21 protein-coding genes are annotated in these 26,115 nt (G+C 62.2%); 15 read left to right on the top strand and 6 right to left on the bottom strand.

The genetic code is table 11. The features are described 5' to 3' along the window. The first annotated feature begins 272 nt into the window (after positions 1-272). From EOB80_RS07315 to EOB80_RS07295, 5 genes are all read left to right on the top strand, one after another. A complete protein-coding gene (locus tag EOB80_RS07315; RefSeq protein ID WP_127269964.1) occupies positions 273-1,376 on the top strand; it encodes a substrate-binding domain-containing protein in 1,104 nt (367 codons plus the stop codon). A gap of 167 nt (positions 1,377-1,543) precedes the next feature. Next, positions 1,544-2,584, top strand: a complete 1,041-nt coding sequence (locus EOB80_RS07310; RefSeq protein WP_245466276.1) for an ABC transporter permease — start codon at positions 1,544-1,546, stop codon at positions 2,582-2,584. Continuing rightward, positions 2,541-4,139: a sugar ABC transporter ATP-binding protein gene (locus EOB80_RS07305; protein ID WP_245466275.1), complete on the top strand. Its 1,599-nt coding sequence runs from the start codon at positions 2,541-2,543 to the stop codon at positions 4,137-4,139. The genes EOB80_RS07310 and EOB80_RS07305 overlap by 44 nt, the downstream gene beginning before the upstream one ends. Then, positions 4,136-4,924 (top strand): N-acyl homoserine lactonase AttM, encoded by a 789-nt coding sequence (gene attM, locus EOB80_RS07300; RefSeq protein WP_127327182.1) that lies wholly within the window; start codon positions 4,136-4,138, stop codon positions 4,922-4,924. The genes EOB80_RS07305 and attM overlap by 4 nt, the downstream gene beginning before the upstream one ends. 145 nt (positions 4,925-5,069) lie before the next feature. Next, on the top strand, positions 5,070-5,459 hold the full coding sequence (locus EOB80_RS07295; protein ID WP_127268348.1) for a nuclear transport factor 2 family protein: 390 nt from the start codon (positions 5,070-5,072) through the stop codon (positions 5,457-5,459). Positions 5,460-5,548: 89 nt separating this feature from the next. Here EOB80_RS07295 and EOB80_RS07290 read toward each other — a convergent pair whose 3' ends face one another. After that, complete coding sequence (locus EOB80_RS07290) at positions 5,549-7,096, bottom strand: helicase HerA-like C-terminal domain-containing protein (protein ID WP_127327181.1); 1,548 nt, start codon at positions 7,094-7,096, stop codon at positions 5,549-5,551. A 328-nt stretch (positions 7,097-7,424) separates the two neighbouring features. Between EOB80_RS07290 and EOB80_RS07285 the strand changes: the two genes are divergently transcribed. The 4 genes from EOB80_RS07285 to EOB80_RS07270 all read left to right on the top strand — a co-directional run bounded on the left by EOB80_RS07285 (position 7,425) and on the right by EOB80_RS07270 (position 11,665). Next, positions 7,425-8,867, top strand: a complete 1,443-nt coding sequence (locus tag EOB80_RS07285; RefSeq protein ID WP_127327180.1) for a methylmalonyl-CoA mutase subunit beta — start codon at positions 7,425-7,427, stop codon at positions 8,865-8,867. Beyond that, complete coding sequence (scpA, locus tag EOB80_RS07280; protein WP_127327179.1) at positions 8,864-10,987, top strand: methylmalonyl-CoA mutase; 2,124 nt, start codon at positions 8,864-8,866, stop codon at positions 10,985-10,987. The genes EOB80_RS07285 and scpA overlap by 4 nt, the downstream gene beginning before the upstream one ends. Before the next feature lie 70 nt (positions 10,988-11,057). Further along, complete coding sequence (locus EOB80_RS07275; RefSeq protein ID WP_127269970.1) at positions 11,058-11,279, top strand: AbrB/MazE/SpoVT family DNA-binding domain-containing protein; 222 nt, start codon at positions 11,058-11,060, stop codon at positions 11,277-11,279. Beyond that, the gene (locus EOB80_RS07270) at positions 11,276-11,665 is read left to right on the top strand and encodes a type II toxin-antitoxin system death-on-curing family toxin (RefSeq protein WP_127269972.1); all 390 of its coding nucleotides are present in this window, start codon (positions 11,276-11,278) and stop codon (positions 11,663-11,665) included. Before EOB80_RS07275 ends, EOB80_RS07270 begins: the two co-directional genes overlap by 4 nt. Here the strand turns inward: EOB80_RS07270 and greA are convergent. Further along, entirely contained in the window at positions 11,662-12,135 is a 474-nt protein-coding gene (gene greA, locus EOB80_RS07265; RefSeq protein ID WP_127319077.1) for a transcription elongation factor GreA, read from the bottom strand. The genes EOB80_RS07270 and greA overlap by 4 nt on opposite strands. Positions 12,136-12,255: 120 nt before the next feature. On the opposite strand from greA, the gene EOB80_RS07260 reads away from it, so the two are divergent. Beyond that, positions 12,256-13,632: a TIGR03808 family TAT-translocated repetitive protein gene (locus tag EOB80_RS07260; protein WP_127327178.1), complete on the top strand. Its 1,377-nt coding sequence runs from the start codon at positions 12,256-12,258 to the stop codon at positions 13,630-13,632. On the opposite strand, the gene EOB80_RS07255 is transcribed toward EOB80_RS07260, so the two are convergent. Continuing rightward, a complete protein-coding gene (locus EOB80_RS07255; protein ID WP_127327177.1) occupies positions 13,625-14,629 on the bottom strand; it encodes an asparaginase in 1,005 nt (334 codons plus the stop codon). The two genes, EOB80_RS07260 and EOB80_RS07255, sit on opposite strands and share 8 nt — an antisense overlap. Positions 14,630-14,654: 25 nt before the next feature. Further along, positions 14,655-15,821 carry an acetyl-CoA acetyltransferase gene (locus EOB80_RS07250; RefSeq protein WP_127267966.1) on the bottom strand — a complete coding sequence of 389 codons (1,167 nt, stop codon included), beginning with the start codon at positions 15,819-15,821 and terminating at the stop codon, positions 14,655-14,657. 203 nt (positions 15,822-16,024) lie between these two features. On the opposite strand from EOB80_RS07250, the gene betI reads away from it, so the two are divergent. The 5 genes from betI to betB are packed head-to-tail and all read left to right on the top strand — an operon-like array spanning position 16,025 to position 22,307. Next, positions 16,025-16,615 (top strand): transcriptional regulator BetI, encoded by a 591-nt coding sequence (betI, locus tag EOB80_RS07245; RefSeq protein WP_127322783.1) that lies wholly within the window; start codon positions 16,025-16,027, stop codon positions 16,613-16,615. Next, complete coding sequence (betC, locus tag EOB80_RS07240; RefSeq protein WP_127327176.1) at positions 16,612-18,141, top strand: choline-sulfatase; 1,530 nt, start codon at positions 16,612-16,614, stop codon at positions 18,139-18,141. The genes betI and betC overlap by 4 nt, the downstream gene beginning before the upstream one ends. Next, complete coding sequence (locus EOB80_RS07235) at positions 18,141-19,142, top strand: threonine/serine dehydratase (protein WP_127327175.1); 1,002 nt, start codon at positions 18,141-18,143, stop codon at positions 19,140-19,142. The genes betC and EOB80_RS07235 overlap by 1 nt, the downstream gene beginning before the upstream one ends. After that, positions 19,135-20,787: a choline dehydrogenase gene (gene betA / locus EOB80_RS07230; RefSeq protein ID WP_127327174.1), complete on the top strand. Its 1,653-nt coding sequence runs from the start codon at positions 19,135-19,137 to the stop codon at positions 20,785-20,787. Before EOB80_RS07235 ends, betA begins: the two co-directional genes overlap by 8 nt. A gap of 56 nt (positions 20,788-20,843) precedes the next feature. Continuing rightward, positions 20,844-22,307 carry a betaine-aldehyde dehydrogenase gene (gene betB, locus EOB80_RS07225; protein WP_127327173.1) on the top strand — a complete coding sequence of 488 codons (1,464 nt, stop codon included), beginning with the start codon at positions 20,844-20,846 and terminating at the stop codon, positions 22,305-22,307. Positions 22,308-22,314: 7 nt separating this feature from the next. On the opposite strand, the gene EOB80_RS07220 is transcribed toward betB, so the two are convergent. Together EOB80_RS07220 and EOB80_RS07215 are read right to left on the bottom strand one after the other, a co-directional pair. Next, positions 22,315-24,555: a mannose-1-phosphate guanylyltransferase/mannose-6-phosphate isomerase gene (locus EOB80_RS07220; RefSeq protein WP_127327172.1), complete on the bottom strand. Its 2,241-nt coding sequence runs from the start codon at positions 24,553-24,555 to the stop codon at positions 22,315-22,317. A gap of 11 nt (positions 24,556-24,566) precedes the next feature. Next, a complete protein-coding gene (locus tag EOB80_RS07215; protein WP_127327171.1) occupies positions 24,567-26,087 on the bottom strand; it encodes a phosphomannomutase/phosphoglucomutase in 1,521 nt (506 codons plus the stop codon). Positions 26,088-26,115 lie beyond the last annotated feature (28 nt).

The following is a 26,115-nucleotide window of genomic DNA, read 5'->3' as shown; positions in this document are numbered from 1 at the left end:
CCATCGTCGCTTTCGGACGGTACATCTAAGCCGTTGTGGCTCTGTTGTACCCACGCTGCCGCGAATTTTCTTTTGTCAGAGTAGCAGATTTAACTTGTCAGGCAACCTGGCAATATGGTTCATTGGCAACTGCGGCATGCGGTACCAACGCCTTGCTGGTGCGCGAACGCTGGGATGTCGTGTCGGCAACGGTCCGAAGCGTGAGAACGCTCAGTCGCTGAGGTGACCGGTCGGGTCTTCGCAAGAACGGATAGAGAAACGGGAGGAAGCGCATGAATATTTTTGATGATCCGCAACGGTTACGCCGGCTTGCACAAGAGGCCACCGAATACACCGATTTCAATCGCCGGACTCTTCTGAAGAGTGTGGGCGGTCTGATCGGCGGCGCGGCGCTTGCAAGCACATCGATACTTGCCAGCGCCGAGGAAATAACGCCGCCCGCTGCCGGCAAGAAGGTGCGCATTGGCGTCCCGCTGACCTACGGGCCGTTCAATCAGCCGTGGCGCCGTGGCTGCTGGCAGATCGTCAAGGCGGTGCTCGATGCCGGAGGCGAGGTCGTCACGATTCGCGGCGAGCCGACAAAGCCAAGCGAACAGTCCGCCGAGCGGGCGCTGCTCGACCGCGGGATCGACGCGCTTGTGATGGGGATCTACTCGCAAGAATCCGAAACCGCCTATATTGCGGACGAGGCGCACAAGAGAGGCATCAAGACGGTCGGCTTCACCATTCCGGTCAAGAATTCACCGGCCGTCATGGACGATGTCTGGGGAACTGCGACCACGCTCGGCTACTTCGTTCAGAACTATACCGGCCGCCAGGGCACCTTCGCCCAGACCGCGGAACAGCGTGGTTATTTCACGCCGTTCGACATGGAAGTGGACATGTTCGAACTCATGTGCCGCTACGAGCCGCGCATGAAGGTGCTGCCCTTCATCGACGGCGGCCAGGGCACGACCGATGAGATTTCGGTCGGCCGTAAGAACATGCTGTCGCTTTTGCAGGCCCATCCGGAGCCTGGTTCGCTTGCGGCCTTCATCTCGTGGTGGTGGCCATTCACGCTCGGCGCGGCGCAGGCGCTGAAACAGATGAACAGGGACGACGTTCCGCTGTTCAATCACTACCTGTCGACCCAGTTCCTTGAAGCCTGGGCGGCCAAGCAGGTGCCGGTGGTCTTCAGCTGCGACTCGCCCTTCCCTGAAATCGGCCGCAAGACCGGCGAACTCGCGGTTAAGCTCGCGCGAGGCGAGGACGTGCCAAATATCGTCTACCGCATCCCCGTGATCACCAAGACGCCGGATCAGGCGAGCGAGGCTCTCGCCGAACTCAAAAGCTGGGACGAGCAGGCAATCGCCCTGCTGAAACAGTACGGCGGCTAGACGCGAACTGGCATACGGCGAGCAGAGCGTTGCCGCCGTATGCCCCGCTTTCAGCAGAATGCGACTCGTGCCGAAGGGTGCCGGGACCCAATCCATTTGGTGACGGCAATCGCGTGGCACTGAACCGTACCCTTGCATCTGATCAACGAACGACTGGAATCTAAAAAGTGACGCATGTGGAGCAGGAAAGCCTTGCCAAGGCGAACACAGCCAAGGGTACTGCCGTCAACGCAGTGCCAGCGGGAAGACGCGAACCCGCCGTCATGCGGTTTCTCAGGCAATGGGGAACAATCATCGTCCTGGTCGTGGCCGCCGTTGGATTTTCCATAGCCTCGCCCTACTTCGCCACCGCTTCCAACTTGAACAACATCCTCTTTTCGATGATCGTCAGTGCGTTGGTCTCTATGGGATTGACCTGGGTCGTGATCGCGGGGAGCTTTGACCTTTCGATCGGTCTCACAGTGACGACGTCATCAATCCTCGTCGCCTTTCTGATCCCTATCACCGGCCCTTGGCTTGCAATTGTGTTTGCTCTGCTTGCCGCATGCCTGATCGGTGTGGTGAACGGGCTTCTGGTGACCTATGGACGGCTATCGGGCATTGTCGTCACGCTTGGTGTGATGTTCGTGCTCGATGGGATCAACGTTTTTATCACGGGCGGTTATCAGGTCCCTGTTAGCTACGACGAAACCGCATTCCTTTATCTCGGCCAGGGTAAGCTCGGAATCGTCGGCGTGCCCGTAATCATCCTGGTAGCGGTGTTCATCGTAGCCCTCATCGCCGCAGCGCGGACACGGATCGGCCACTACATCGCGGCGGTCGGCGACAATCCGATGGCGGCGTTCTACTCCGGGATCAACGTTTATCGATGGGTCATCCTCGCATTCGTGCTTTCGGCATTGATGTCGGGGATTGCGGGCGTGATCGTGACCGCTATCTCATCCTCGGCGCAACCGGTCGGTGGCGAGGGCTACCTCCTCGAGGCCTTCGCCGCGGTGTTCCTTGGCGCAACCGTGCTTGGAAAGGGCAAGCCACATCTGTTTGGCACTCTCGTTGGCGTCTTTTTCCTGTATATGGTGGATTCCGGGATGAATATGGTCGGCTTCCCCTTTGCCGCCCGCCACATCTTCCAGGGACTGGTGCTCATCGTCGCGGTTGGAGCAAATGCGCTTCTCAACCGTGAAGAAGTCCATCTCAAGTTTATCTGAGGTGACGGCGATGAACGCGACACCACTGGTTGAACTGAAGAATCTCGAGAAGGAGTTCGCCGGCACCAAAGCGTTGAAGGGCGTGAGCCTTAGCTTTCTGCGCGGCGAGGTGCACGGCCTGCTTGGTGAAAACGGTGCGGGCAAGTCGACCCTCATCAAAATCTTGACGGGTGTCTATGCCCCGAGCGCCGGTGAGATTTTCCTTGAAGGGTCACCGGTCAGGGTTTCCAGCCCGCCGGAAGCCCATCGGCTGGGCCTCGGAGCGGTCTATCAGGACGCAGAACTGGTATCCAGCTTCACGGTTGGGCAAAATATCCTTCTCGGCAATGAGCCTGGGAGGATCGGTATAAGCGACCGGGCGATCCATGACGAAGCTGCGGAGATTCTATCGCAAATGGGCATCGAGCTCGACGTGCGGCGGCTTGCCGGCGCACTGTCCGCAGCCGAGATGCAACTCGTCACCTTGGCGACCTTGTTCCATCGGCGCTACAAACTGATCGTTCTTGATGAGCCGACAGCTCGCCTTTCGGCAGCGGAATCGGAAGTTCTTTTTCGGATCGTCGATGGCTTCAAAGCGCAGGGGATAGCCATCGTTTACATCTCCCATCGGCTTCGAGAGGTCCAGCAGATCTGCGACCGCGCCACGATCCTTCGAGGGGGACTTGTTTCCGGAACCCTTAATCGTGGCGAGGTCACCGAAGACCGCGTTACTGAACTCATGGTGGACCGCAGCCGCTCTGAGCTTGCGACCTACAATGATGGCAATAGCGTCCGTCCAGAAGTCCTGGTTGAGGTTGCTGGCCTCGGCACGGCGCAGTTGGCGCCCCTCAGCTTCAAGATACAAGCAGGAGAGGTGCTGGGCTTCACCGGTCCCGTTGGCGGCGGGATGGAAGATGTCGCACGGGCGCTTGGCGGCATCAGCCGGCATTCCGGCACGGCAAAGGTGGGGGGCAAAGCGGTCAATCTGGCCACCCCGATCACTGCACGTCGTTCAGGCATCGCGCTGATCCCCGAGGACCGGCGCAAACAAGCCCTTTTTCCCGCACTCTCGGCTGCCGAAAACATCTGCCTGCCGGTCCTGCATTCGTTGCAACATTTTTTGATGATCCGGCCCGGCACCATGAAAAGATATGCAGAAGCCGTGCTGGACCAGCTTGCGGTGCGCCCACGCGCTTCCTCCACGCAGGTGCGCTTCTTCTCCGGTGGCAATCAACAGAAGCTGGTCATCGGCAAATGGATGAGTGCGAAAGCCACCGTCTATATCATCGTGGAGCCGACCAACGGCGTCGATGTCGGTGCGATCAAGGAAATCTACGATATCATACTGCAACTTGCCCGCGATGGCGCCGCAGTCCTGCTCATTTCGTCGTCCTTGAACGAAATGCTCGCGCTCGCCGATCGGATCATGGTCATCCACGACGGCAACTGCGTCGCGGAGGCACCGAAAAAGAGCTGGACATATGACGACCTTCTGGCCGTCACCCTGAGCGGCAAGTCGCGACACACGGCGTCGCCGCCGCACGTCACCCGTTCAACAGAAGAGGAAAGCAGATGAGCACGGATATCAGGCTCTACATGTTCCAGACTGGGCAGATTCGACAGAAGGAGGTCGATATCAAGCTTGGCTACAGCCAGGACGAGTTCTTCACCCCAATCCCCTGGTACCTAATCGTCCATCCCAAGGGAAATATCGTTATCGACGGCGGCACAGCGGTTGAAGCAGCGCGTGATCCGGTTGGCTGGTGGGGCGACACCACCAAGAAATACTATCCTATCATGGATCCCGAAGAGGGCTGCGTGAACCAACTCGGCAAGATCGGAATGAAGCCCGACGATATCAAGTTCGTGCTGCATTCGCATTTGCATCTCGATCACTCCGGCGCCTGCGGCAATTTCCCAAAAGCCCGCCATCTCGTGCAGCGGCGGGAGATTGCATGGGCGTTCGCCGCCGACTGGTTCATGCAAGGCGGCTATATCAAGAAGGATCTGACCAAGGATGGCATCAACTGGGACGTGATGGAGGGCGAGGACCAGTATGATGTCTTCGGCGATGGCAGCGTGCAGACTTTCCTGTCTCCGGGACATACCCCCGGCCACCAGTCCATCATGGTACGGCTGCCCAACACCGGTTCGATCCTTCTCGCAATCGACGCCGCTTACACGATGGATCACTGGGAAGAGAAATGCCTTCCTGGCGCGCTGACGTCCGCGCAGGAAGCCGCAGCTTCCGTCAGAAGGCTGCGGCGCATCGCCGAGAAAGAAAAAGTGATTGTCGTGCCAGGCCACGACATGGAAACCTGGAAGAAGTTCAAGAAAGCTCCGGCGGAATACTATGACTAGGTTCCGCTGAAATATGCGGCCGGCGGAAGATCGCCGGCCGCACCGCTAAAAACCAAAATGGGTCCTTCAAAACCAGTTACGCGCGCGGACCGCCTCAACAAGGCGGCGCCGTACGCGTGGCGGGTTGCACGAGAGTATTTACCAGATGCACAAGGCTGCTCTCGATCAAATCCAGCAGCGCTGGAACGAGGCCTCCGCGCCATGGGATAAGAAATTGCTCTCCCAGATTTATACGCAGGACGCTCTTTTTTTCGGTCTACTGCCTAGGTTGTACGTCGGACGATCTGAAATAGAGGAGTATTTTGGAAGCTATCAACTCATACTAGAAAAAGTGAATTTAACGCTTGTCGACCAGAATACGAGATCGTTGAGTCGAGGTCTGTTCGCGGCGCAAGGGTTTGGCGATATCGTTAATTACTATCGTGACGGCTCTGTCGTAAAAAATAGGGTCAGGACTTCGTTCGTTGTTTCAAGAATCAATGGTGACTGGCAGATTTATCTGCACCATTTCTCTGAGCTGATCCGGGATAAATAAAGTCTACGGACAGTGGCGAGGCTCGCCAGGAACCGCGCTGAGCAACGGGTGTTCTACTCGCGCGACGGGTGGCGCATAGCTGCCGCTCCTTACCTGCCCCTCGACAGACTCCCCAATATCCCGCGCACGATTGCCCGGCCGACCGACGAGCCAACCGAGCGCACCACCGACTTGATCGCCGCCTCGGCCACCGTCTGGCGGTTGGACGGGCGCGGTGCAGATGTGCGCCTGCCACCGGATTGCGGCGCGGGATCGTCATTGCCGAAGCCCGGAATGGTCCAGCGCGAGCCGCCGCTGCCGGCCTGCTGGGCCTGCTCTTCGGCATCCTGCGCGTCCTTGGCTTTTTTTTGCAGCATTTCGAAAGCCGACTCGCGATCGACGGCCTGATCGTACTGGCCGGCGACCGGGCTTTCCTGGATCAGCTTTTGTCGCTCGGCTGCCGTTATCGGTCCAAGGCGCGACGACGGCGGGCGGATCAGGGTCCGCTGCACCATGGACGGGACACCCTTGGCCTCCAGCGTCGAGACCAGCGCTTCGCCCGTGGCAAGCTGGGTAATGGCGGTCATGCAGTCGAAATCGGGATTTGGCCGGAACGTTTCGGCCGCCGTCCTCACCGCCTGCTGCTCACGCGGCGTATAGGCGCGCAGCGCGTGCTGGACGCGATTGCCGAGCTGGGCCAGGACTTTTTCAGGGATATCCAACGGGTTCTGCGTGACGAAATAGACGCCGACGCCCTTCGAGCGGATCAGTCGGACCACTTGTTCGACGCGATCGATCAGCACCTTGGGTGCTTCGTCGAACAGAAGATGCGCCTCGTCGAAAAAGAACACCAGCTTCGGCTTGTCGGGGTCGCCGACTTCCGGCAGCACCTCGAACAGTTCCGACATCAGCCATAGCAGGAAGGTCGCGTAGAGCCGCGGATTCATCATCAGCTTGTCGGCGGCAAGCACGCTGATGGCGCCGCGTCCGTCGCGGGTGGTGCGCATGATATCGGCGATACGCAGTGCCGGTTCGCCGAAGAAATTTGCGGCTCCCTGTTGCTCCAGGACCAGCAGCGTGCGCTGGATCGCCCCGACCGATGGCTTCGTCACGTTGCCGTAGCGCGAGCCGATCTCGTCGGCACGCTCGGCGATGTTGGCCAAGAGCGCCTGCAGGTCCTTCATGTCGAGCAGCAGCAGACCTTCCTCGTCAGCCAGGCGGAAGGCGATGTTCATGATGCCTTCCTGCGCCTCGGTCAGGTTCATCAGGCGCGACAGCAACAACGGCCCCATTTCCGAGACCGTGGCGCGGATCGGATGACCCTGTTCGCCGAACAAGTCCCAGAAGATGACGGGGAATTCCTGGAAGTTATAAGGGTCGAGCTTGACCTGTTCGGCCCGCTTGACGAGGAAATCCTGTGCCGTGCCCATCATCGCGATGCCCGACAGATCCCCCTTGATGTCGGCGCAGAACACAGGCACGCCGGCGTTGGAAAATCCTTCGGCCAGGATCTGCAAGGTGACGGTTTTGCCGGTACCGGTGGCGCCGGTCACCAGGCCGTGACGATTCCCATATCGTAGCAACAGTTGCTCGGCACGCTGATAGCTGTCGTCGGGCTTGCGGCTGGCGCCGATGAAAATACTGGTGTCGTCAGCCATATGTCCGGTCTCCGCAAACTGATGTGTCTAAAGCCAGTGGCCTTGCCGCAGGTATAGTGAGGCCATTGCACAGCGACAATGCCATTCGTCCAAATCGGGGCCATTCGTCCAAATCGGGGCCATTCGCCCAAATCGCCCCATTTGTTCAAATCGGGTTTTTGGAGCTTGCGGATTTTGCCGCTGTTTGGCAATCGTCGTCCATGCGGACTGACCTATATCTGATGGATCGAATCCGGTCTCTGAAAGCGCATTGCATTGCGATATCGGACCGGGGACCGTAGACTGGACCGCTCCCGGCTGGTGCGGCCGTATGAAACGAGGAGGACGGATGGGCGCCGGAGCCTTGATCCAGGACGTGGAACCCGAAAACATCGAGCGCCAGCGATGGCTCGCCTTGGCGGAAAAGGCTTTGGCAGGCGCTTCCTTCGAGGAAAGGCTGGTCTCGCACAGCGACGACAACATCCGTATCGAACCGCTCTACGACCGCAGCACTGCGGCGGAACCGATCGTGCGCGCAAACCCGAAATCGTCATGGATCGTCAGCCAGCGGGTCGACGATCCCGACACCAACCGCGCCAGAAGCCAAGCGCTGGAAGATGTGGCACAGGGTGCCACGGGATTGTCGCTAGTCTTCGAGGGGGCGCCGAACGCGTTCGGATACGGCTTGCCGAGAACGGCGGAGGCGTTGGAGGCGGTGCTGGACGGCATACCGCTCAACCGCATCCAGGTTCGCATCGACGCCCATCCCTGGAGCCGCGCCGTGGCCGACTGGCTGGTCGCTTTCCTGAGCAAGCGGCGATCGGACCCGGCAAAACTCAACCTCTCCTTCGGCATCGATCCAGCAGCGATCTTCGCGGGAACGGGTCGGCTGCGCATGTCGATCGAGGCGCTGCGGGCCTCCATGCCGCAGTCGCTGGCGCATTTCTTCGCGATGGGCGTTCCGGGCGTGCTGCTGGAAGCTGACGGGCGCGTGTTCCACAATGCCGGCGCCACGGAAGCGCAGGAACTTGGCATCATGCTGGCTTCGGCTGTCTCCTACCTCAGAATGTTCGAGACGGCGCGGCAGCCGCTTGTCTATGCCGCACCTCATATCGGTTTTGCACTCAGCGTCGACCAGGACCAATTGCTGTCGATAGCCAAGATGCGGGCGCTGCGCAGGCTCTGGGCGCGGGTGCAGGAGGCTTGTTCGATCCCGACATCCACGGCCAGTATCCATGCCGAGACGTCGTTTCGCATGATGACGGCGATGGACCCGGAGACCAACATCCTGCGCACCACCATTGCATGCTTTGCCGCGGCGTGCGGCGGCGCCGATTCGATCTCCATCCTGCCGCACACGATCGCGCACGGTCTGCCGGCGGGTTTTGCCCGTCGTGTTGCCCGCAACACGCAGCTGATCATGGCCAATGAAAGCCATATCGATCATGTCACCGATCCCGCCTATGGTTCCGGCGCTGTGGAAGCGCTGACTGCGGAATTGTGCGAACTGGCCTGGGCGGAGTTGCAGACGATCGAAGCCGAGGGCGGTGTCCTGTCCAGCCTTCAGGACGGACACATCCAGAAGCGCGTCCACGCAGCGGCGGAGCAGCGCAATGCAGCCTACCGCACAGGTGAACGGGCCATCATCGGCACCACGCTCTATCCATCGAAGAACGAACGCCCCGTCGAGACGCTGGCGGCGGAACGGCGACCGGCCTTCACCGAAGGCGTTGCCGTCTGCGAGCCGCTGTTTCCAGTCCGCATCGACCAATCGATCGGAGCCGGCTCTTGATCCCGGACTTCGGCCAGATCGGCTGGGTCCCGCCACGCCGCACGCCTGTCGAGGTCAAAGGCCAGCGGACCACGCCGGAAGGGCTCATTGCCAAGCATCTGTACAATCAAAGCGATCTCAAGGGGCTGCCGCATCTCGACACCTATCCCGGCCTGCCGCCCTTCGTGCGCGGCCCCTACCCGACCATGTATGTCCAGCAGCCCTGGACGATCCGGCAATATGCCGGTTTCTCGACGGCCGAAGATTCCAACGCCTTTTACCGGCGCAACCTTGCCGCCGGCCAGAAGGGGCTGTCGGTCGCCTTCGATCTCGCCACGCATCGCGGCTATGACAGCGACCACCCGCGCGTTGCCGGCGATGTTGGCATGGCGGGCGTCGCCATCGATTCCATCCTCGACATGCGGCAGCTCTTCGACGGCATTCCGCTCGACGAGATGACGGTATCGATGACGATGAACGGCGCGGTGCTGCCGATCATGGCGCTTTACATCGTCGCCGCGGAAGAACAGGGCGTTGCGCAGAAGGATCTCGCCGGGACCATTCAGAACGACATTTTGAAGGAGTTCATGGTCCGCAACACCTACATCTATCCGCCAAAACCTTCGATGCGGATCGTGTCGGACATCTTCTCATACACATCGAAGAACATGCCGAAGTTCAATTCGATATCGATCTCCGGCTATCACATGCAGGAGGCCGGCGCGACGGCCGACCTTGAGCTCGCCTACACGATCGCCGATGGCATCGAATATGCCCGCGCCGGCGTCGCGGCGGGCCTCGACATCGACCGCTTTGCGCCTCGCCTGTCCTTCTTCTGGGCCATCGGCATGAATTTCTTCATGGAAGTCGCCAAGCTGCGGGCCGCGCGCCTGTTGTGGGCGACCCTGATGCAGAAGAATTTTTCGCCCAAGGACGAGCGCTCGCTGTCGCTGCGCACCCATTGCCAGACTTCTGGCTGGTCGCTGACAGCGCAGGATCCCTACAACAACATTGTCCGCACCATGATCGAGGCGATGGCGGCAACGCAGGGCCACACCCAGTCGCTGCACACCAATTCCTTCGACGAGGCGATGGCACTGCCGACCGACCACTCGGCGCGGATCGCCCGCAACACCCAGCTCATCCTCCAAAAGGAATCCGGTACCACGCGCATCATCGACCCGTGGGGCGGTTCGGCCTATCTCGAACGGCTGACGCATGATCTGGCGGCGCGCGCTCTTGCCCATATCGAGGAGGTCGAGGCGCTCGGCGGCATGGCGGCGGCGACCGAACAGGGCATTCCCAAGCTGCGCATAGAGGAAGCCGCCGCACGCACGCAGGCGCGCATCGATTCCGGCGAGCAGATGCTGGTCGGCGTCAACGCCCATCGGCCCGAGACCGACATCGAGGTCGACGTGCTGAAGATCGACAATGCCGAAGTCAGGGCGCGGCAATTGTCGAAGCTGCAACGGCTGAAGGGCACGCGCGACGTCGCCGCCGTCGAAAGCGCGCTCGATGAGCTGACCCGTGCCGCGCAAGGCAATGAAAACCTGCTGGAATTCGCCATCCGAGCCGCGCGCGCCAATGCCACGGTCGGCGAGATTTCATTCGCGTTGGAAAGGGCGTTTGGGCGCCACGTCGCCACGGTACAGACCATTTCCGGGGTCTATCGCAAGGCGCTTGGCGATCATCCCGTGGTCGACGGTCTGCAGGACAAGCTTGACGCCTTCGAGAAGAAGACCGGCGGCAAGCCGCGGATCCTGGTCGCCAAGATGGGTCAGGACGGCCACGACCGTGGCCAGAAGGTCATCGCCACGGCCTTCGCCGATCTCGGCTTCGACGTCACCGTCGGCGCGATGTTCCAGACACCGGAGGAGATCGCCAGGCTGGCGGTCGCACAGGACGTCCACATCGTCGGCGCCTCGTCGCTGGCGGCGGGACATCTGACGCTGATCCCCGAACTGCGCGACGCGCTGAAAAAGCTCGGCCGCGGCGACACGCTGATCGTCGCCGGCGGCGTCATCCCACCGCAAGACTATGACGCGGTGCGGCAAGCCGGCGCTGCGGAAATCTTCCCACCGGGCACGGTCATTCCGGAGGCGGCGGATCGTTTGCTGGACCGGCTGCTGGCGGTCCGCTAGGGTTGTTATAATATCTGTTGCAACTTCTCGCCGGTCGAGTTATAATCGGCGTTGCAACAGGATATCTGTCATGAACACGACCATTCGCAAGATCGGCAATTCGGAAGGTGTGATCCTGCCCAAGGATCTGCTCGATCGTCTGAACATGAAGACAGGTGATCAGCTCCAGATCGTCGAAACGGACAAGGGCATTGCCCTTGAGCCGATGGACGACAGTTTCGAGCGGCAGATGGAAGCTGCTCGCAAGGTCATGGACAAATACAAGGTCGCGCTTCAGAAGCTCGCTGAATGAGCTGGGAGTTCCTTACCCGGCGTGCGGTTGAAGCGATGCATGCCGAGCAGTTGCGCAGGCATGGCGGTGCTCAAGGTTTGAGAGATGAAAATGCTCTCGAATCTGCGCTCGCGCGTGCCGAGAACAAGGCCAACTACGAAAACCCTTCGGTTGAAGACCTAGCAGCCGCCTATGTCTTCGGCATCGCAAGAAATCATGCCTTTGTCGACGGCAACAAGCGCACGGCCATAGTTGCAGCCGGTGCATTTTTGATCGTGAACGGCCATGTCCTGACAGCCGACAACGGCACGCTCTACGAATTCGTCATGGCCGTTGCTTCAGGCGAGATCGATGAAGCCGGAGCCGCGGCGTTCTTCCGCGACCATGTCGTCAAGATCGAGGATTAGCTCTCGGAAAGCTTGACGATTTCCCATTCCTTGCCGTTGACGCTGGCCAAGTCGCCGATCTTCTTGCCGAATAGGGCGACCGCCATCGGCGAAACATGCGAAATGCTACCCTTGGTGGGATCAGCCTCGTCTTCGCCGACAATTTTCCAGTGGACCTTCCTGCCGTCGTCGCCCTCGATCGTGACGCCCATGCCGAAGCGCACCACGTCGCTGCCCGGCTCCGGTACGGAGAGTTCGGCGCTTTCACGCCGGGCGGTCCAATAGCGCAGGTCGCGCGACACCACCGCGATGCGCTCGCGGTCTGCTTTCCGTTCGGCCTTCGCCAGGATGTCGCGCAGATCGGCGAGATTGTCCTCGATCTGCGCCAGGCCGCGTTCCGTCACCAGATTGCGATGGTGGCTGACCGGCCGTTCACCGACGCCGGCGATGGCGTTTTCGCTGTCTTCCTCGCGGGTGAAAGCTCTGCTCATTTCCTGAACTTAGGCGCGCAGAGGCTGCTCGACAAGCCATCGTAGCGGTCTCGGTGGGAGAGACATAACGGCTGGCACGATTCCTGCGATAGCTGGCTCGAACGCTGGGATTCTGTGCCGATGTTGAACAGACGAACGCTGCTGACCGGGACCGCCGGCTTTGCCGTCATGGGGCTTGCGCTCGGCAAGGCGGTGGCCGCAAGCTTGAGCGGCATCGAGAAAGCCTCGATGCGCGGCTCGATCAATGCCACAGAACTCGGCGTGCAGCCCGGCACATCAGACGATCAGAGCGAGGCCTTCGCCAAGCTGCTGCGTGACGCCAATGCCCGCGACATGCCGGTGTTCCTGCCGCCCGGCACTTATGTCGTCTCCAATCTCTCGCTGCCCGGCCGCGTACGGCTTTCCGGGGTGCCGGGCGCGACGCGCGTCGTTTACGGCGGTGACGGCCACCTTTTCATGGCCGAACAGGCTGACCATATCGAACTCAGCGGTCTGGTCTTTGATGGTTCGAACCGCACGATGGGCGATTACACGCAAGGGCTGCTCGATCTGCGCCGTATCGTGCACCTCGCCATCGACAATTGTCAGATCACCGGCAGCGGCAAGAACGGACTGGCGCTGGAACACGCGATCGGCCGGATCGAGCGCAGCGAGATATCGGGCGCCGCCGATGCCGGCATTTACTCGGTCGAGGCTGGCGGGCTGTCCATTACGGGCAACACCGTCTCCGATTGCGCCAATGGCGGCATCCTCGTGCACCGCTGGCAGGTGGCCGAAGACGGCACCATGGTCACCGGCAACCGCGTCCAACGGATCCAGGCACGCAGCGGCGGAACCGGGCAGAACGGCAACGGCATCAATGCCTTTCGCGCCGGCAATGTCGTCATCTCGGGCAACATCGTCTCGGACTGCGCCTTCTCGGCGATCCGCGCCAACAGCGCCAGCAACCTGCAGATATCGGGTAACACCTGCTCGCGCTCGGGCGAAACGGCGGTCTATTCCGAGTTCTCGTTCGAAGGCGCCATCATCAGCAACAACATCGTCGACGGCGCCGCCAACGGCATCTCGATCGTCAATTTCAACGAAGGCGGCCGCATGGGCGTCTGCTCCGGAAACATCGTGCGCAATCTGTCGACCAGCGGTCCCTACCCCGCCGACTCGCCGGGATTTGGCGTCGGCATCGGCGTTGAGGCCGACACTACCGTTTCCAACAACGTCATCGAGAACGCGCCGCTCTACGGCATGCAGATCGGCTGGGGTCCCTACCTGCGCAATGTCGCCGCTACGGGCAACATCATCCGCAACGCCGGAACCGGTATCGTCGTGTCCGTGGTCGAGGGTGCCGGCACGGCGGTCATTTCAGACAATATCATCGACGGCGCGCTCAACGGTGCGGTTGTCGGCCAGCGCTGGGCCGAGCCCGCAACGGGCGACCTCGCCTCGTCAAACGATACCGGCTATGCGCATCTGACCGTCGAGCGCAATCACGTCAGTTGAGGGCTGCCGTCGGCCTCAGCGCCCCGACCTTGGCACCGTTGCGGTTTTCGATGGGCGTGTTTGCCAACTCGCTCAGCTTGAACGCCAATGCCTCGTCGGCGCGCAACAGTTTGGCGAGGACGGTGGCAATCATGGCTTCGCCGGCGCGGCCGGCGCCATCATCGCATTTGAGCGCGATGCCGAGACCAAGTTCCGGAATTGCCGCACAATGGACGCCCTCGGCGCCGCCCTTCGTGAAAATCCGCCCTGGTGCGGCCTCCATCAGTCCGACGTCTTCGCGGCCGCTGCCGGCAACGAAGAAGGGCTCGGCCATGCAGGCGGAAAGTAGCCGCCTCGCGGCCTTGGCTCGCTCGGGGCCAAAACCTGATGTCGTGGCCATGCGGGCAAAGCCGATCGCAAAGCTCCTGAGCGGCACCGCATAGGTTGGGATCGAACAGCCATCAATGGCACGCTGGTCCGCGCCATGGACAGCGCCCGTCACCGACTGCATGGCGTCGCGCACCATCTCCTGCAGGCCATGTCCCGGCTTGACATAGCCGCGATGCGCAATGCCGGCGTGGACGCATGTGCAGAGGAAGCCGGAATGCTTGCCGGAGCAATTGTTGTGCAATGCGTTCGGCGAGCCGCCGGCGCGGGCGAGCGCAATCTCGGCGTCATGATTGGACGGCCAATGCGTGCCGCATTCGAGCGCCGACCCATCCAGCCCGGCCTTGGACAGCATGGATCGCGCCAGTTCGACATGGGCCGGCTCGCCCGAGTGGGACGCACAGGCTAGCGCCAGTTCGCGGTTGCCGAAGCCATAGGCATCGGCCGCACCGCTTTCGACCAGCGGCAGTGCCTGGATCGCCTTGACCGCCGAGCGCGGAAACACCGGCTTGGCTGTGTCGCCGATCTCCCAGACGGGCTTGCCATCGCCATCGAAGACCGCGACTGAGCCGCGATGCGCGCTCTCGACGATCGCGCCGCGCAACACTTCGATCAGAACCGGATTTGTCATGAACCCTCCCGTAAATGCGGGCGGTTTACCTGATCCGGTCGAGAATGGAAACGTAGTTGGCGACCGCGGCACCGCCCATATTGAAGATGCCGCCAAGCTTGGCGCCCGGCACCTGGATGCCGCCGGCCTCGCCGACAAGCTGCATGGCGGTCAAGACATGCATCGACACGCCCGTGGCGCCGATCGGATGGCCCTTGGCCTTCAGCCCACCGGAGGGATTGACCGGCAGGCGGCCATCCCTGGCCGTTGTGCCGTCCAGCGCCAGCTTGGCCCCCTCTCCCGGCTTGGCAAGACCCATCGCCTCATATTCGATCAGTTCGGCAATGGTGAAGCAGTCATGCGTCTCGACGAAGGACAGATCGTCGAGCGTCACGCCGGCTGATTTCAACGCCCGGTTCCAGGCCTGTTCGCACCCTTCGAAGGTCAGGATGTCGCGCTTCGACATCGGCAGGAAATCCTGCACATGCTCGTTGGCGCGGAAGGCAACGGCACGGCGCATCTTCAGCGCCGTGGCGGTGTCGGCAAGGATAAGGGCGGCGGCGCCGTCGGAGACCAGCGAGCAGTCGGTGCGCTTCAGTGGGCCGGCAACGAACGGGTTCTTCTCGCTCTCCTGGCGGCAGAACTCGTAGCCGAAATCCTTGCGCATCTGTGCATAGGGGTTGTCGACGCCGTTCTTGTGGTTCTTGGCGGCAATCATGGCCAGCGCATCCGACTGGTCGCCGTAGCGCTGAAAATAGGCCTGCGCGATCTTGCCGAAGACGCCGGCGAAACCCGCCGGTGTCTCGCCGTCCTCGGGCAGATAGGACGCCTTGAGCAGGTTCTTGCCGATCTCCGGCCCCGGCGTCGTCGTCATCTGCTCGGCGCCGACCACTAGCACGATGCGGGCGGCATTGGCGTCGATGGCGCGGATGCCCTGACGGACCGCGGCCGATCCGGTGGCGCAAGCGTTCTCGACGCGCGTCGCCGGCTTGAAGCGCAGCCGGTCGTCGGCCTGAAGCACCAGGCTGGCGGTAAAATCCTGCGCCGAAAAGCCGGCGTTGAAATGTCCGAGCACGATCTCGTCGACCTCGTCGGGACCGATGCCGGCATGGTCGAGCGCGTCGGTTGCCACCTTGACGATGAGATTTTCGAGCGTTTCGCCCTCGAGCTTGCCGAAGCGCGAATGCGCCCAGCCAACGATGCATGCGGTCATGGCGGTCTCCATCCTTGGCGCCAGCCTAACATGTGGGCTCACGGCGCATTTCGCCTTTATTGTTCAAATATAAACAATCCTGCCCACTTCGTGAAGGGCGGGAGGCGGACAATCGCTTGGTACAGCCAAGATCGCGGTCGATTTTTTTGTTGATTGACGCGTCAATAAAAAATAATCCTGTTTTCTCAAAGGATCATCGCGAGATGCCGAAAGTCGGAATGGAACCGCTGCGCCGCAAGGCGCTGATCGACGCGACGATCTCGGCGATCGGCGAGCGCGGCTCGCTCGACGTCACCATGTCCGAGATCGCCGGACGCGCCGGGGTTTCGTCGGCTCTTGCCCATCACTATTTCGGCGCCAAGGACGAGTTGTTGCTGGCGACGATGCGGCACATCCTGGCCGAACTGACCATCGACATGCGACGCGCCCTTCAATCGGCTGGTACCGCGCGCCAGCGCGTTTCGGCGGTGGTCGCCGTCAACTTCTCCGACATCCAGTTCCAGCCGGAAACCATCGCCGCCTGGCTCGCCTTCTATGTCGAGGCGCAGAAATCATCGGCCTTGCGCCGGCTGCTCAGGGTCTATGCGCGGCGGCTGCACTCGAACCTGATGAGCGGGCTTGTCGGCATCCTGCCCAGGGCCGAGGCCGACCGCGCCGCCGAAGCGACCGCGGCGATGATCGACGGGCTCTACATCAGGCGGGCGCTGAAAGACGGCGTGCCTGATGCCGCGACCGCAATCGCGCTGGTCGAGGACTATCTCGAAACAAAACTTGGCGAGCGGCGCAAACAGTGACAACGAAGCGACCCAATTTTCTGATCGTCATGGTCGACCAGCTCAACGGAACCTTGTTTCCGGACGGCCCGGCGGATTTTCTGCACACACCGCATCTGAAAGCGTTGGCTGCGCGTTCGGCGCGCTTTGCCAACAACTATACGGCGTCGCCGCTCTGCGCACCGGGCCGTGCCTCGTTCATGAGCGGGCAATTGCCGTCGCGCACCGGCGTCTATGACAACGCCGCCGAATTCGCCTCATCGATCCCGACCTTCGCCCATCATCTGCGCGCCGCCGGCTACTACACCTGCCTGTCGGGCAAGATGCATTTCGTCGGGCCGGACCAACTGCACGGTTTCGAGGAACGGCTGACGACCGACATCTACCCTGCCGATTTCGGCTGGACGCCGGACTACCGCAAGCCCGGCGAGCGTATCGACTGGTGGTATCACAATCTGGGCTCGGTGACCGGCGCCGGCGTTGCCGAGATCACCAACCAGATGGAGTATGACGACGAGGTCGTGTTCCTAGCCACACAGAAGCTCTATCAGCTTTCGCGCGAACAGGACGATGCGAGCCATCGGCCATGGTGCCTCACCGTCTCGCTGTCGCACCCGCACGATCCCTATGTCGCGCGCAAGCAGTATTGGGATCTCTATGAGCATTGCCAGGCGCTGGATCCGGAAACCGGGTTCATCGCGCATGACGAGCAGGATGCGCATTCCCGGCGGCTGTACCACGCCAGCGATTATCCTTCCTTCGAGATCACGCCGGAACAGGTGCGTCGTTCGCGGCAGGGCTATTTCGCCAACATCTCCTATGTCGACGACAAGCTGGGCGAGATCCTGGATGTTCTCGAGCGCACCCGCATGGCCGACGACACAATCATCCTGTTCTGCTCGGACCACGGCGACATGCTCGGCGAGCGCGGCCTATGGTTCAAGATGAGCTTCTTCGAGGGCTCGGCGCGCGTGCCGCTGATGATTGCCGGCAAGGGCGTTCACGCCGGGCTGATCGAGACGCCGGTTTCCAATCTTGACGTGGCGCCGACGCTTTGCGACCTCGCCGGCATCGACATCGCTGCAATCGCGCCGTGGACCGACGGCCAGTCGCTGCTGCCGCTCACCAAGGGTATTGAGCGCACCGCGCCGGTGCTGATGGAATATGCGGCCGAAGGGTCCAACGCGCCCTTGGTTGCGATCCGCGACGGCAGATACAAATTCGTCCATTGTGAACTCGATCCGCCGCAACTGTTCGATCTCGAAGCCGATCCGCTCGAACGGGACAATCTGGTCGATGACGCGGCCAATGCGGGCCTGGTGGCGGCATTCATGGACAAGGTCCAGTCGCGCTGGGACATGGCCGGCTTCGACGCCGCTGTCCGCGAAAGCCAGGCGCGCCGCTGGGTCGTCTATCCGGCGCTGCGCAACGGCGCCTATTACCCCTGGGATTTCCAGCCGCTGCAAAAAGCGTCCGAGCGCTACATGCGCAATCACATGAACCTCGACAATCTCGAAGAGAGCAAAAGGTATCCGCGAGGCGAATGATGTCAGACCTTCTCGTCCCCTCCCTCGACCACCTCAAGCAGGCCTATGCCGTCACCTCCAGGGCGACGCAGATCACACCGCTGCTGGAATCGGCGGCACTGGCCCGCGAGACGGGTGCGGCCCGCGTCTTCATCAAGCCGGAATCGCTGCAATGGGCCGGATCGTTCAAGGTGCGCGGCGCCTATTGGCGCCTGAAGCAGCTTTCCACTGAAGAGGCCAGGAAAGGCGTCGTCGCCTACTCCTCCGGCAATTTCGCGCAAGGGCTGGCGGCTGCCGGCCAGGCGCTCGGCATTCCCGTCACCATCGTCATGCCGATCGACGCACCGGCCGCCAAGCGTGATGCTACGGCCGGCTATGGCGCCCGCGTCGTGCTGACCGACCATGGCGAACGCGCGCGTGAAGAAGTCGCCGCCGCCAAGGCACGCGAGATCGCCGAGACCGAAGGCCTGGCGCTGTTGCATCCGTTCGACGATCCGGAGATCGTTGCCGGCCAGGCGGGCGCCGGCCTCGAGGCGTTGGACCAACTCGAAGCCAAAGGCGCCAGCGCCGATCTTTTGTTCTGCTCGGTCGGTGGCGGTGGGCTGATCGGCGGCGTTTCGCTCGCCTTCCACTATCTGTCGCCCGCCACTGAGATCATCGGCGTCGAACCTGAAGGTTTCAACGGCATGGGCTCGTCGCTGGCACATGGCAGCATCGAGACGATGCCGATCGGGCCGAAGTCGATCTGCGACGGGCTGATGTCGCGACGGCCGGGCGACGCGCCTTTCGCGGCAGTCAAGACCGCCGGTGTTCGCGGCATCACCGTCGACGACCAATCGGTGCGCAGCGCCATGCGGATCGCCTTCGAGCGCATGAAGCTGGTGCTCGAGCCCTCGGGGGCCGCCTCGCTCGCCGCACTGCTCGGCGGCAAGGTGGATGTGAGGGGCAAGACCGCCCTTGTTGTGGCTACCGGCGGCAATGTCTCGCTCGCCGATTTCATGGCGCATATGAACCATGCTTGAAGCAGATTTCGTCATCATCGGCTCCGGCTCGGCCGGCTCGGCCATGGCCTATCGCCTGTCTGAAGACGGCAAGCATTCGGTCATCGTCATCGAATTCGGCGGCAGCGATATCGGGCCGCTGATCCAGATGCCGTCGGCGCTGTCGATCCCGCTCAACATGCGCCTCTATGACTGGGGCTTTGCCAGCGAGCCGGAACCGCATCTCGGCGGCCGTGTGCTGGCGACACCGCGCGGCAAGGTTATCGGTGGCTCGTCCTCGATCAACGGCATGGTCTATGTGCGCGGCCACGCCCGCGATTTCGACCATTGGGCCGAAGAGGGTGCGGCCGGCTGGGGCTTCGCCGACGTGCTCCCCTATTTCAAGCGTATGGAAAATTCGGACGGCGGCGAGGATGGCTGGCGCGGCCATGGCGGGCCGCTGAATGTGCAGCGCGGCTCGCGTAAAAATCCGCTCTATGGCGCCTTTGTCGAGGCTGGTCGCCAGGCCGGGTTCGAACTGACCGAAGACTACAATGGTTCCAAGCAGGAAGGTTTTGGGCCGATGGAGCAGACCATCAGTGGCGGTCGCCGCTGGTCGGCGGCATCGGCCTATCTGAAGCCGGCGCTGAAGCGCAAAAATGTGAGTCTGGTCAAGGGCTTTGCGCGGCGCGTGATTATCGAGAATCAACGCGCCATCGGCGTCGAGATCGAAGCTCACAAACAGATTCAGGTCGTTAAGGCGCGACGTGAGGTGATCGTCGCCGCATCGTCGATCAATTCGCCCAAGATACTGATGCTGTCCGGCATCGGCCCGGCCGAGCATTTGCGCGAAAACGGCATTCCGGTGGTGGCCGACCGGCCCGGTGTCGGCCGCAATCTGCAGGATCATATGGAGCTCTACATCCAGCAGGAATCATTGCTGCCGATCACGCTCAATTCGGTGCTGAACCCGTTCTCGAAAGCACTCATCGGAGCGCAGTGGTTGTTCCTCAAGACCGGGCTTGGCGCCACCAACCACTTCGAAGCGGCAGCCTTCGTGCGCTCGCGCGCCGGCGTCGACTACCCCGATATCCAGTACCATTTCATCCCGGCGGCAGTCCGCTATGATGGCAAGGCGGCTGCGAAATCGCACGGCTTCCAGGCGCATGTCGGACCGATGCGCTCGAAGTCGCGCGGTTCGGTGACGCTGCGTTCGCCGGACCCGAAATCCAAGCCGGTGATCCGCTTCAACTACATGTCGCATCCAGACGATTGGGAGGAGTTCCGCCACTGCATCAGGTTGACGCGCGAGATCTTCGGGCAGTCGGCGTTCGACCCCTATCGGGGCAAGGAAATCTCTCCGGGCAGCCACATGCAGTCGGACGACGAGCTCGACATCTTCATCCGCGATCATGCCGAGAGCGCCTACCATCCTTGCGGCACTTGCAAGATGGGCCGCGCCGACGACATGATGAGCGTCGTCGATCCGGAATGCCGGGTCATTGGCGTCGAAGGCTTGCGAGTCGCCGATTCCTCGATCTTCCCGCGCGTCACCAACGGCAATCTCAATGCGCCATCGATCATGACCGGGGAGAAGGCTTCCGATCACATCCTTGGCCGGACGCCGCTGGCGCCGTCCAACCAGGAACCATGGATCAATCCGCGCTGGCAGGCGTCGGACAGATAGAGCATGATCGTGACTGCACGATCATGCATGCCGCGAAGACGATTTGGAGACCTCCCATGCGCGCCCAGCCCACGGCATCGCACTATGTCAACGGACGCTACATCGAGGACGAAGGCGGCGCGCCGCTGCCGGTCATCTATCCGGCAACCGGTGAGACCATCGCCATGCTGCGTTCGGCGACGCCGAACGTGCTGGAACTCGCCGTCGAGGCGGCGCGGGCGGCGCAGCCCGCCTGGGCGCGGCTGAAGCCGGTCGAGCGCGGGCGCATCCTGCGCCGCGCCGCCGACATATTGCGCGCCCGCAACGCCGACCTCGCCCGCATCGAGACACTGGATACAGGCAAGGCGATCCAGGAAACGCTGGTGGCGGACGCCCCATCGGCAGCGGACTGCCTTGAATATTTCGGCGGTGCGGTTGCCGCCTACAATGGCGAGTCGGTCGATCTCGGCGGACCCTTCGCCTACACAAGGCGCGAAGCGCTCGGCGTCTGTGTCGGCATCGGCGCCTGGAACTACCCGATCCAGATCGCCGGCTGGAAATCGGCACCGGCGCTCGCCATGGGCAACGCCATGGTGTTCAAGCCATCGGAAAACACGCCGCTTTCAGCACTCGCATTGGCCGAGATCTACAGCGAGGCCGGGCTGCCTGACGGCCTGTTCAACGTGGTGCAAGGCTATGGCGATGTCGGCGCCGGGCTCGTCGGCCACGATGTCGTCGCCAAGGTCTCGGTGACCGGCTCGGTGCCGACCGGCCGCAAGGTGCTGTCGCTCGCCGGCTCGAAGATGAAGCACGCGACGATGGAGCTTGGCGGCAAGTCGCCGCTGATCGTGTTCGACGATGCCGACATCGAGAACGCCATTGGCGGCGCCATGCTCGGCAATTTCTATTCGACCGGGCAGATCTGTTCCAACGGCACGCGCGTCTTCGTGCAGAGCGGCATTCACGACCGCTTCGTCGAGCGTCTGATCGAGCGGACCAAGAAAATCCGCATCGGCGACCCGCTCGACCCCGAAACCCAGATGGGACCGCTGGTTTCCAAGGCGCAGCACGACAAGGTAGTGGGCTATATCGAGATCGGCAAGCAGGACGGAGCAACGCTTGCCTGTGGCGGCAACGTGCCTTCGCTGCAGGGTTTCCAGGGCGGATTCTTTGTCGAGCCAACGGTGTTCACCGGCGTCACCGACACAATGCGCATCGCCCGCGAGGAGATTTTCGGGCCTGTCATGAGCGTGCTGAAATTCGACGGTGAGGACGAGGTGATCGACCGCGCCAACGACACCGAGTTCGGCCTTGCCGCCGGCGTCTTCACGCGTGATCTGCCGCGCGCCCACCGCGTCATTGCCGAGCTGCAGGCCGGCACCTGCTGGATCAACGCCTACAATCTGACGCCGGTGGAAATCCCGTTCGGCGGCTTCAAACAGTCGGGCATCGGACGTGAGAATTCATTGGCGGCGCTGGCACTCTATTCGCAGCTGAAGTCGATCTATGTCGAGACCGGGGATGTGGCGAGCCCGTACTGATCAAGTCCTACGCCTTCGGATCGGCCGTCCCATCCAGATACTGGGTCAGCGCACAGACCAGGTGGTAGAAGATGCTGGCAGGAACGTCCGATGCCAGCGAGCGGCCGCGCTCGTCGATGCGGTCGATCCACAGGCCGAGCGGCGCCGGGTCGATGTGCCAGCGAAACAGCCGGCCGACGCGCGCTTCGATCTCGGGCTTCAGGTCCGGCCCGCCCGAACCATCCAGCGCGATAGCCGCCTTCACCGCTTCGGCCTGCGGCCAGCTGCGTGATATCAGGTCGAGCGGCAGGCCCTGCCGCGAGACGGCGCCATAGGCAAGGCCGGTGGCGCGGTTGAGGCCATTGGCAGTGGCCGACGCGTAAAGTTTCCGGGCAAAGCCGCTCAATTCGGCCTGGCCGCTGCGTCCAGCGAAATCGACCAGCAGCGAGGCCCACTCGAAATGGTGGCCAGGCTCGGTCCATGACCCTTTCTCTCCTGCGGATGGCTTCCATTCGGCATCGAAATACTCGCCAAGCGTCCAGCTTTCCGGATCGAAGAAATGACTTCGGAAGAGGTCGATGATGCGCGCTGCGCGGCGCAGATGGGCGCGCTCGCCAGTCGCCTGATGCCAAGCGAGGAAGGCCTCGAGCAGATGCATATGCGGGTTGGAGCGGCGCTCGCCTTTGCCGTCCGATGTCTCGAGGAAGCCGGTCATGCGGCTGTCTTCGAGATGCGCATCGAGAAAGGCGAAGGTTTCCTCGCCGAGGCGCAAGGCGTCTGGATTGCCAGACATATGCGCATGCGCGAGCGCCAGGAGCACGCAGGAATGATCGTAGGCATCCTCGGTGGCGTCGGCGACCGAACCGTCGACATTCAGCGTCCGAACCCAGCCGCCCTTGTCGGTGCGGCCCTTGCCGGCCATGAAGGCGATGCCGTGGCTGATCAGCCGGTCGGCCGGACCGTCCCAGCCGCGCGCTCGGGCGACGGCGAAAGCATAGACCTGCCTTGCCATGGTGCGCATGCGCTTGGGCTTCATCAACGGCGAAGCGTCCAGGCCAAGCGCTTCGTGAAAGCCGCCATGGCGTTCGTCGACGCCCGATGTCGACCACAGCGGCAAGGTCTCCTGAAACAGCCAGTGATGCACGCGCCGCCGCCAGGCGCCGCTTTCGATGACGCGGTCATGCGCCGGCGTGAACCTGGTTTCCAGGCGACCCGATTTTTCGAGCTGCTCGACGATCTTCTTGACGTGCTGGCTGTGGCTGACCGGGGCGACGAAAGTGGCATCCGATGTCGAAACGATGGCGATGTCCTTCATGCCGATCGCCGACAGCAGGCGGCCGTCACTGCGAATGTAGGAATTCTCGCAATCGATGGCGACGACATCGCCGATGATGACATTGCCCCGGTCGTCTGCGGGGCCGACATCGAGCAGCGACTGCCACGAACCGAGATCGTTCCAGCGGAAGCCGGCCGGCACCATGGCGATGTCTTTTGCCCGCTCCATGATGGCGTAGTCGATCGAGTTCGACGGAATGGCGGCGTAGAGTTCTAGCGGCATGTAAAGGCCGGACAGATCCGATGTCGCTGCCTTGTAAGCTGCTTCGGTGGCCTGCCAGATATCCGGCTGGAGCGCTATGAAGGCCTCACGCATGGTGCTGGCGCGAAACAGGAAGATACCGGTGTTCCAGTAGAAATTTCCGGCCTTGAGATAGCTCTGCGCAGTCGCAATATCCGGCTTTTCGACGAAGCGCGATACATCGAAGATGCCGCCGCTTTCGGCTGCGACCTCGATATAGCCGTAGCCGGTCTCGGGCTGTGTCGGCTTGATGCCAAACACCACCAGCCGTCCACTACGCGCTGCCTCGGTGCCGGCTTCGACGCTCTGCCAGAACTGGCGCGGGGTTGATATCTCATGGTCAGACGGCACCACCAGCACCAGGCTGTCGCCGAATTCGGACAGCGTGCGCAGTGTCGCCAGTGCGACGGCAGCAGCTGTGTTGCGCCCGGTCGGCTCGAACAGCGGACCGCCGCCGGCGAGGTCGAGGCCGGCAAGATCGGCGTGGACACGATCGGCATGGCGCTCCGCGGCGATCAGGAAGATCGGCGTTTCGCCTTCCGGCCGGGCGGTCAGCCGACGCAAGGTCTTGGCCAGCATCGAGCCGTCGCCAGACAGATCGTGGAACTGCTTGGGGTTGTCCTCGCGTGACAGCGGCCACAACCGCGAGCCGACGCCGCCGCTCATGACAAAACTGACAATACGCTCGGTCATTCAACTACCATTCAAAAGGTCTGGTTGTAGGCGCCCACCTCGGGGCTGCGGCGCAGCACGGCGTCGACAGCCTCGAACATCTCCCGCCGACGCTGCGACGACACCGGGCTTTCGACGACCACGACCAGTTCCGGCTTGTTCGACGAGGCGCGCACCAGCCCCCAGGTGCCGTCATCCGCGACGACACGCACGCCGTTGACGGTGACCAAGTCTACGATCTTCTGGCCAGCAAAAACCATTCCGTCCCGCTTCATGGCCTGAAAGTCGGCAACCACCCGCTCGACCACGCCATACTTCACATCGTCCGCGCAGTGCGGCGACATGGTCGGCGTGCCGAAGGTCAGCGGCAGCGCGCGGTAGAGATCGGCCATCGAACTGCCGGGACTGCGATCCAGCATCCGGCAGATGGCGATGGCGGTGACCAGCCCATCGTCATAACCCCGCCCGATCGGCGGGTTGAAGAAGAAATGGCCCGACTTTTCGAAACCGGCGACGGCGCCAAGCTCGGCGACACGGCGCTTGATGTAGGAGTGGCCGGTCTTCCAGTAATCGGTGACGGCGCCGTTGGCGCGCAGCACTGCGTCGGTGTTGAACAGGCCGGTCGACTTGACGTCGACGACGAAGGTCGAGCCCGGATGCTGGCTGGAGATATCGCGCGCCAGCATCACACCGACCTTGTCGGCAAAAATCTCATTGCCCTCATTGTCGACGACGCCACAACGGTCACCGTCGCCATCGAAGCCAAGGCCGACATCGGCTCCCGTCTCCAGCACCTTGTCCCTGATGGCATGCAGCATCTGCATGTCCTCGGGATTGGGGTTGTAGCGCGGAAAGGTATGGTCGAGTTCGACATCGAGCGGGATGACCTCGCAGCCGATGCGCTGCAGCGCTTGCGGCGCGAAGGCGCCGGCGGTGCCGTTGCCGCAGGCGGCGACCACTTTCAGCTTTCGCGTGATGCGCTTGTCGCGGGTCAAATCGTCGAGATAAGTGGCGCTAAAATCGCGGACGAAATCGTAGGAGCCGCCGCCGACGAGATCGAAATCACCAGCCAGCACGATCGCCTTCAGCGCGCTCATCTCTTCCGGTCCGAAAGTCAGCGGCCGCGCCGCGCCCATCTTGACGCCGGTCCAGCCATTCTCGTTATGCGAGGCGGTGACCATGGCGACCGAAGGCACGTCCAGTGCGAACTGGGCGAAATAGGCCATCGGCGATAACGCCAGTCCGATGTCCCTCACCCGTGCGCCTGCTGCCATCAAACCGGACACCAGCGCCAGTTTGATCGACAGCGAATAGGAGCGGAAATCATGCCCGGTGACGATATCGGGACCGGCACCGACACGGCGGATCAGCGTGCCAAGCCCCATGCCGAGCGCCTGGACGCCGATCAGATTGAGCTCCGGCAGTTGCGCGGAGCCGGGATGGCCGAACCACCAGCGCGCATCATATTCGCGAAAGCCGGACGCCTTGATCAGCGCTTCGGTTTCGAATTCGAAACTGTTGGGCCGGGCGTCGCCAACGATGCTGAAGGACAAGACTGGAAAACTCCGAGTGACGGAAATT

This window comes from Mesorhizobium sp. M7A.F.Ca.MR.245.00.0.0 (assembly GCF_003997415.1).
Taxonomy (GTDB): Bacteria; Pseudomonadota; Alphaproteobacteria; order Rhizobiales; family Rhizobiaceae; genus Mesorhizobium.
The sequence above is the reverse complement of the archived record's forward strand: the minus strand, read 5'-3'. Positions and strand labels throughout refer to the sequence as shown.

Coding starts and splice junctions, on each gene's coding strand:
- EOB80_RS07305 (WP_245466275.1), top strand. CDS start 2,541: ATGCGCTTCTCAACCGTGAAGAAGTCCATCTCAAGTTTATCTGAGGTG.
- EOB80_RS07275 (WP_127269970.1), top strand. CDS start 11,058: ATGAACACGACCATTCGCAAGATCGGCAATTCGGAAGGTGTGATCCTG.
- betB (WP_127327173.1), top strand. CDS start 20,844: ATGCGCGCCCAGCCCACGGCATCGCACTATGTCAACGGACGCTACATC.
- EOB80_RS07285 (WP_127327180.1), top strand. CDS start 7,425: ATGGGCGCCGGAGCCTTGATCCAGGACGTGGAACCCGAAAACATCGAG.
- EOB80_RS07260 (WP_127327178.1), top strand. CDS start 12,256: ATGTTGAACAGACGAACGCTGCTGACCGGGACCGCCGGCTTTGCCGTC.
- betA (WP_127327174.1), top strand. CDS start 19,135: ATGCTTGAAGCAGATTTCGTCATCATCGGCTCCGGCTCGGCCGGCTCG.
- betI (WP_127322783.1), top strand. CDS start 16,025: ATGCCGAAAGTCGGAATGGAACCGCTGCGCCGCAAGGCGCTGATCGAC.
- EOB80_RS07255 (WP_127327177.1), bottom strand. CDS start 14,629: ATGACAAATCCGGTTCTGATCGAAGTGTTGCGCGGCGCGATCGTCGAG.
- EOB80_RS07235 (WP_127327175.1), top strand. CDS start 18,141: ATGTCAGACCTTCTCGTCCCCTCCCTCGACCACCTCAAGCAGGCCTAT.
- EOB80_RS07295 (WP_127268348.1), top strand. CDS start 5,070: ATGCACAAGGCTGCTCTCGATCAAATCCAGCAGCGCTGGAACGAGGCC.
- EOB80_RS07220 (WP_127327172.1), bottom strand. CDS start 24,555: ATGACCGAGCGTATTGTCAGTTTTGTCATGAGCGGCGGCGTCGGCTCG.
- EOB80_RS07290 (WP_127327181.1), bottom strand. CDS start 7,096: ATGGCTGACGACACCAGTATTTTCATCGGCGCCAGCCGCAAGCCCGAC.
- EOB80_RS07250 (WP_127267966.1), bottom strand. CDS start 15,821: ATGACCGCATGCATCGTTGGCTGGGCGCATTCGCGCTTCGGCAAGCTC.
- greA (WP_127319077.1), bottom strand. CDS start 12,135: ATGAGCAGAGCTTTCACCCGCGAGGAAGACAGCGAAAACGCCATCGCC.
- attM (WP_127327182.1), top strand. CDS start 4,136: ATGAGCACGGATATCAGGCTCTACATGTTCCAGACTGGGCAGATTCGA.
- EOB80_RS07315 (WP_127269964.1), top strand. CDS start 273: ATGAATATTTTTGATGATCCGCAACGGTTACGCCGGCTTGCACAAGAG.
- EOB80_RS07270 (WP_127269972.1), top strand. CDS start 11,276: ATGAGCTGGGAGTTCCTTACCCGGCGTGCGGTTGAAGCGATGCATGCC.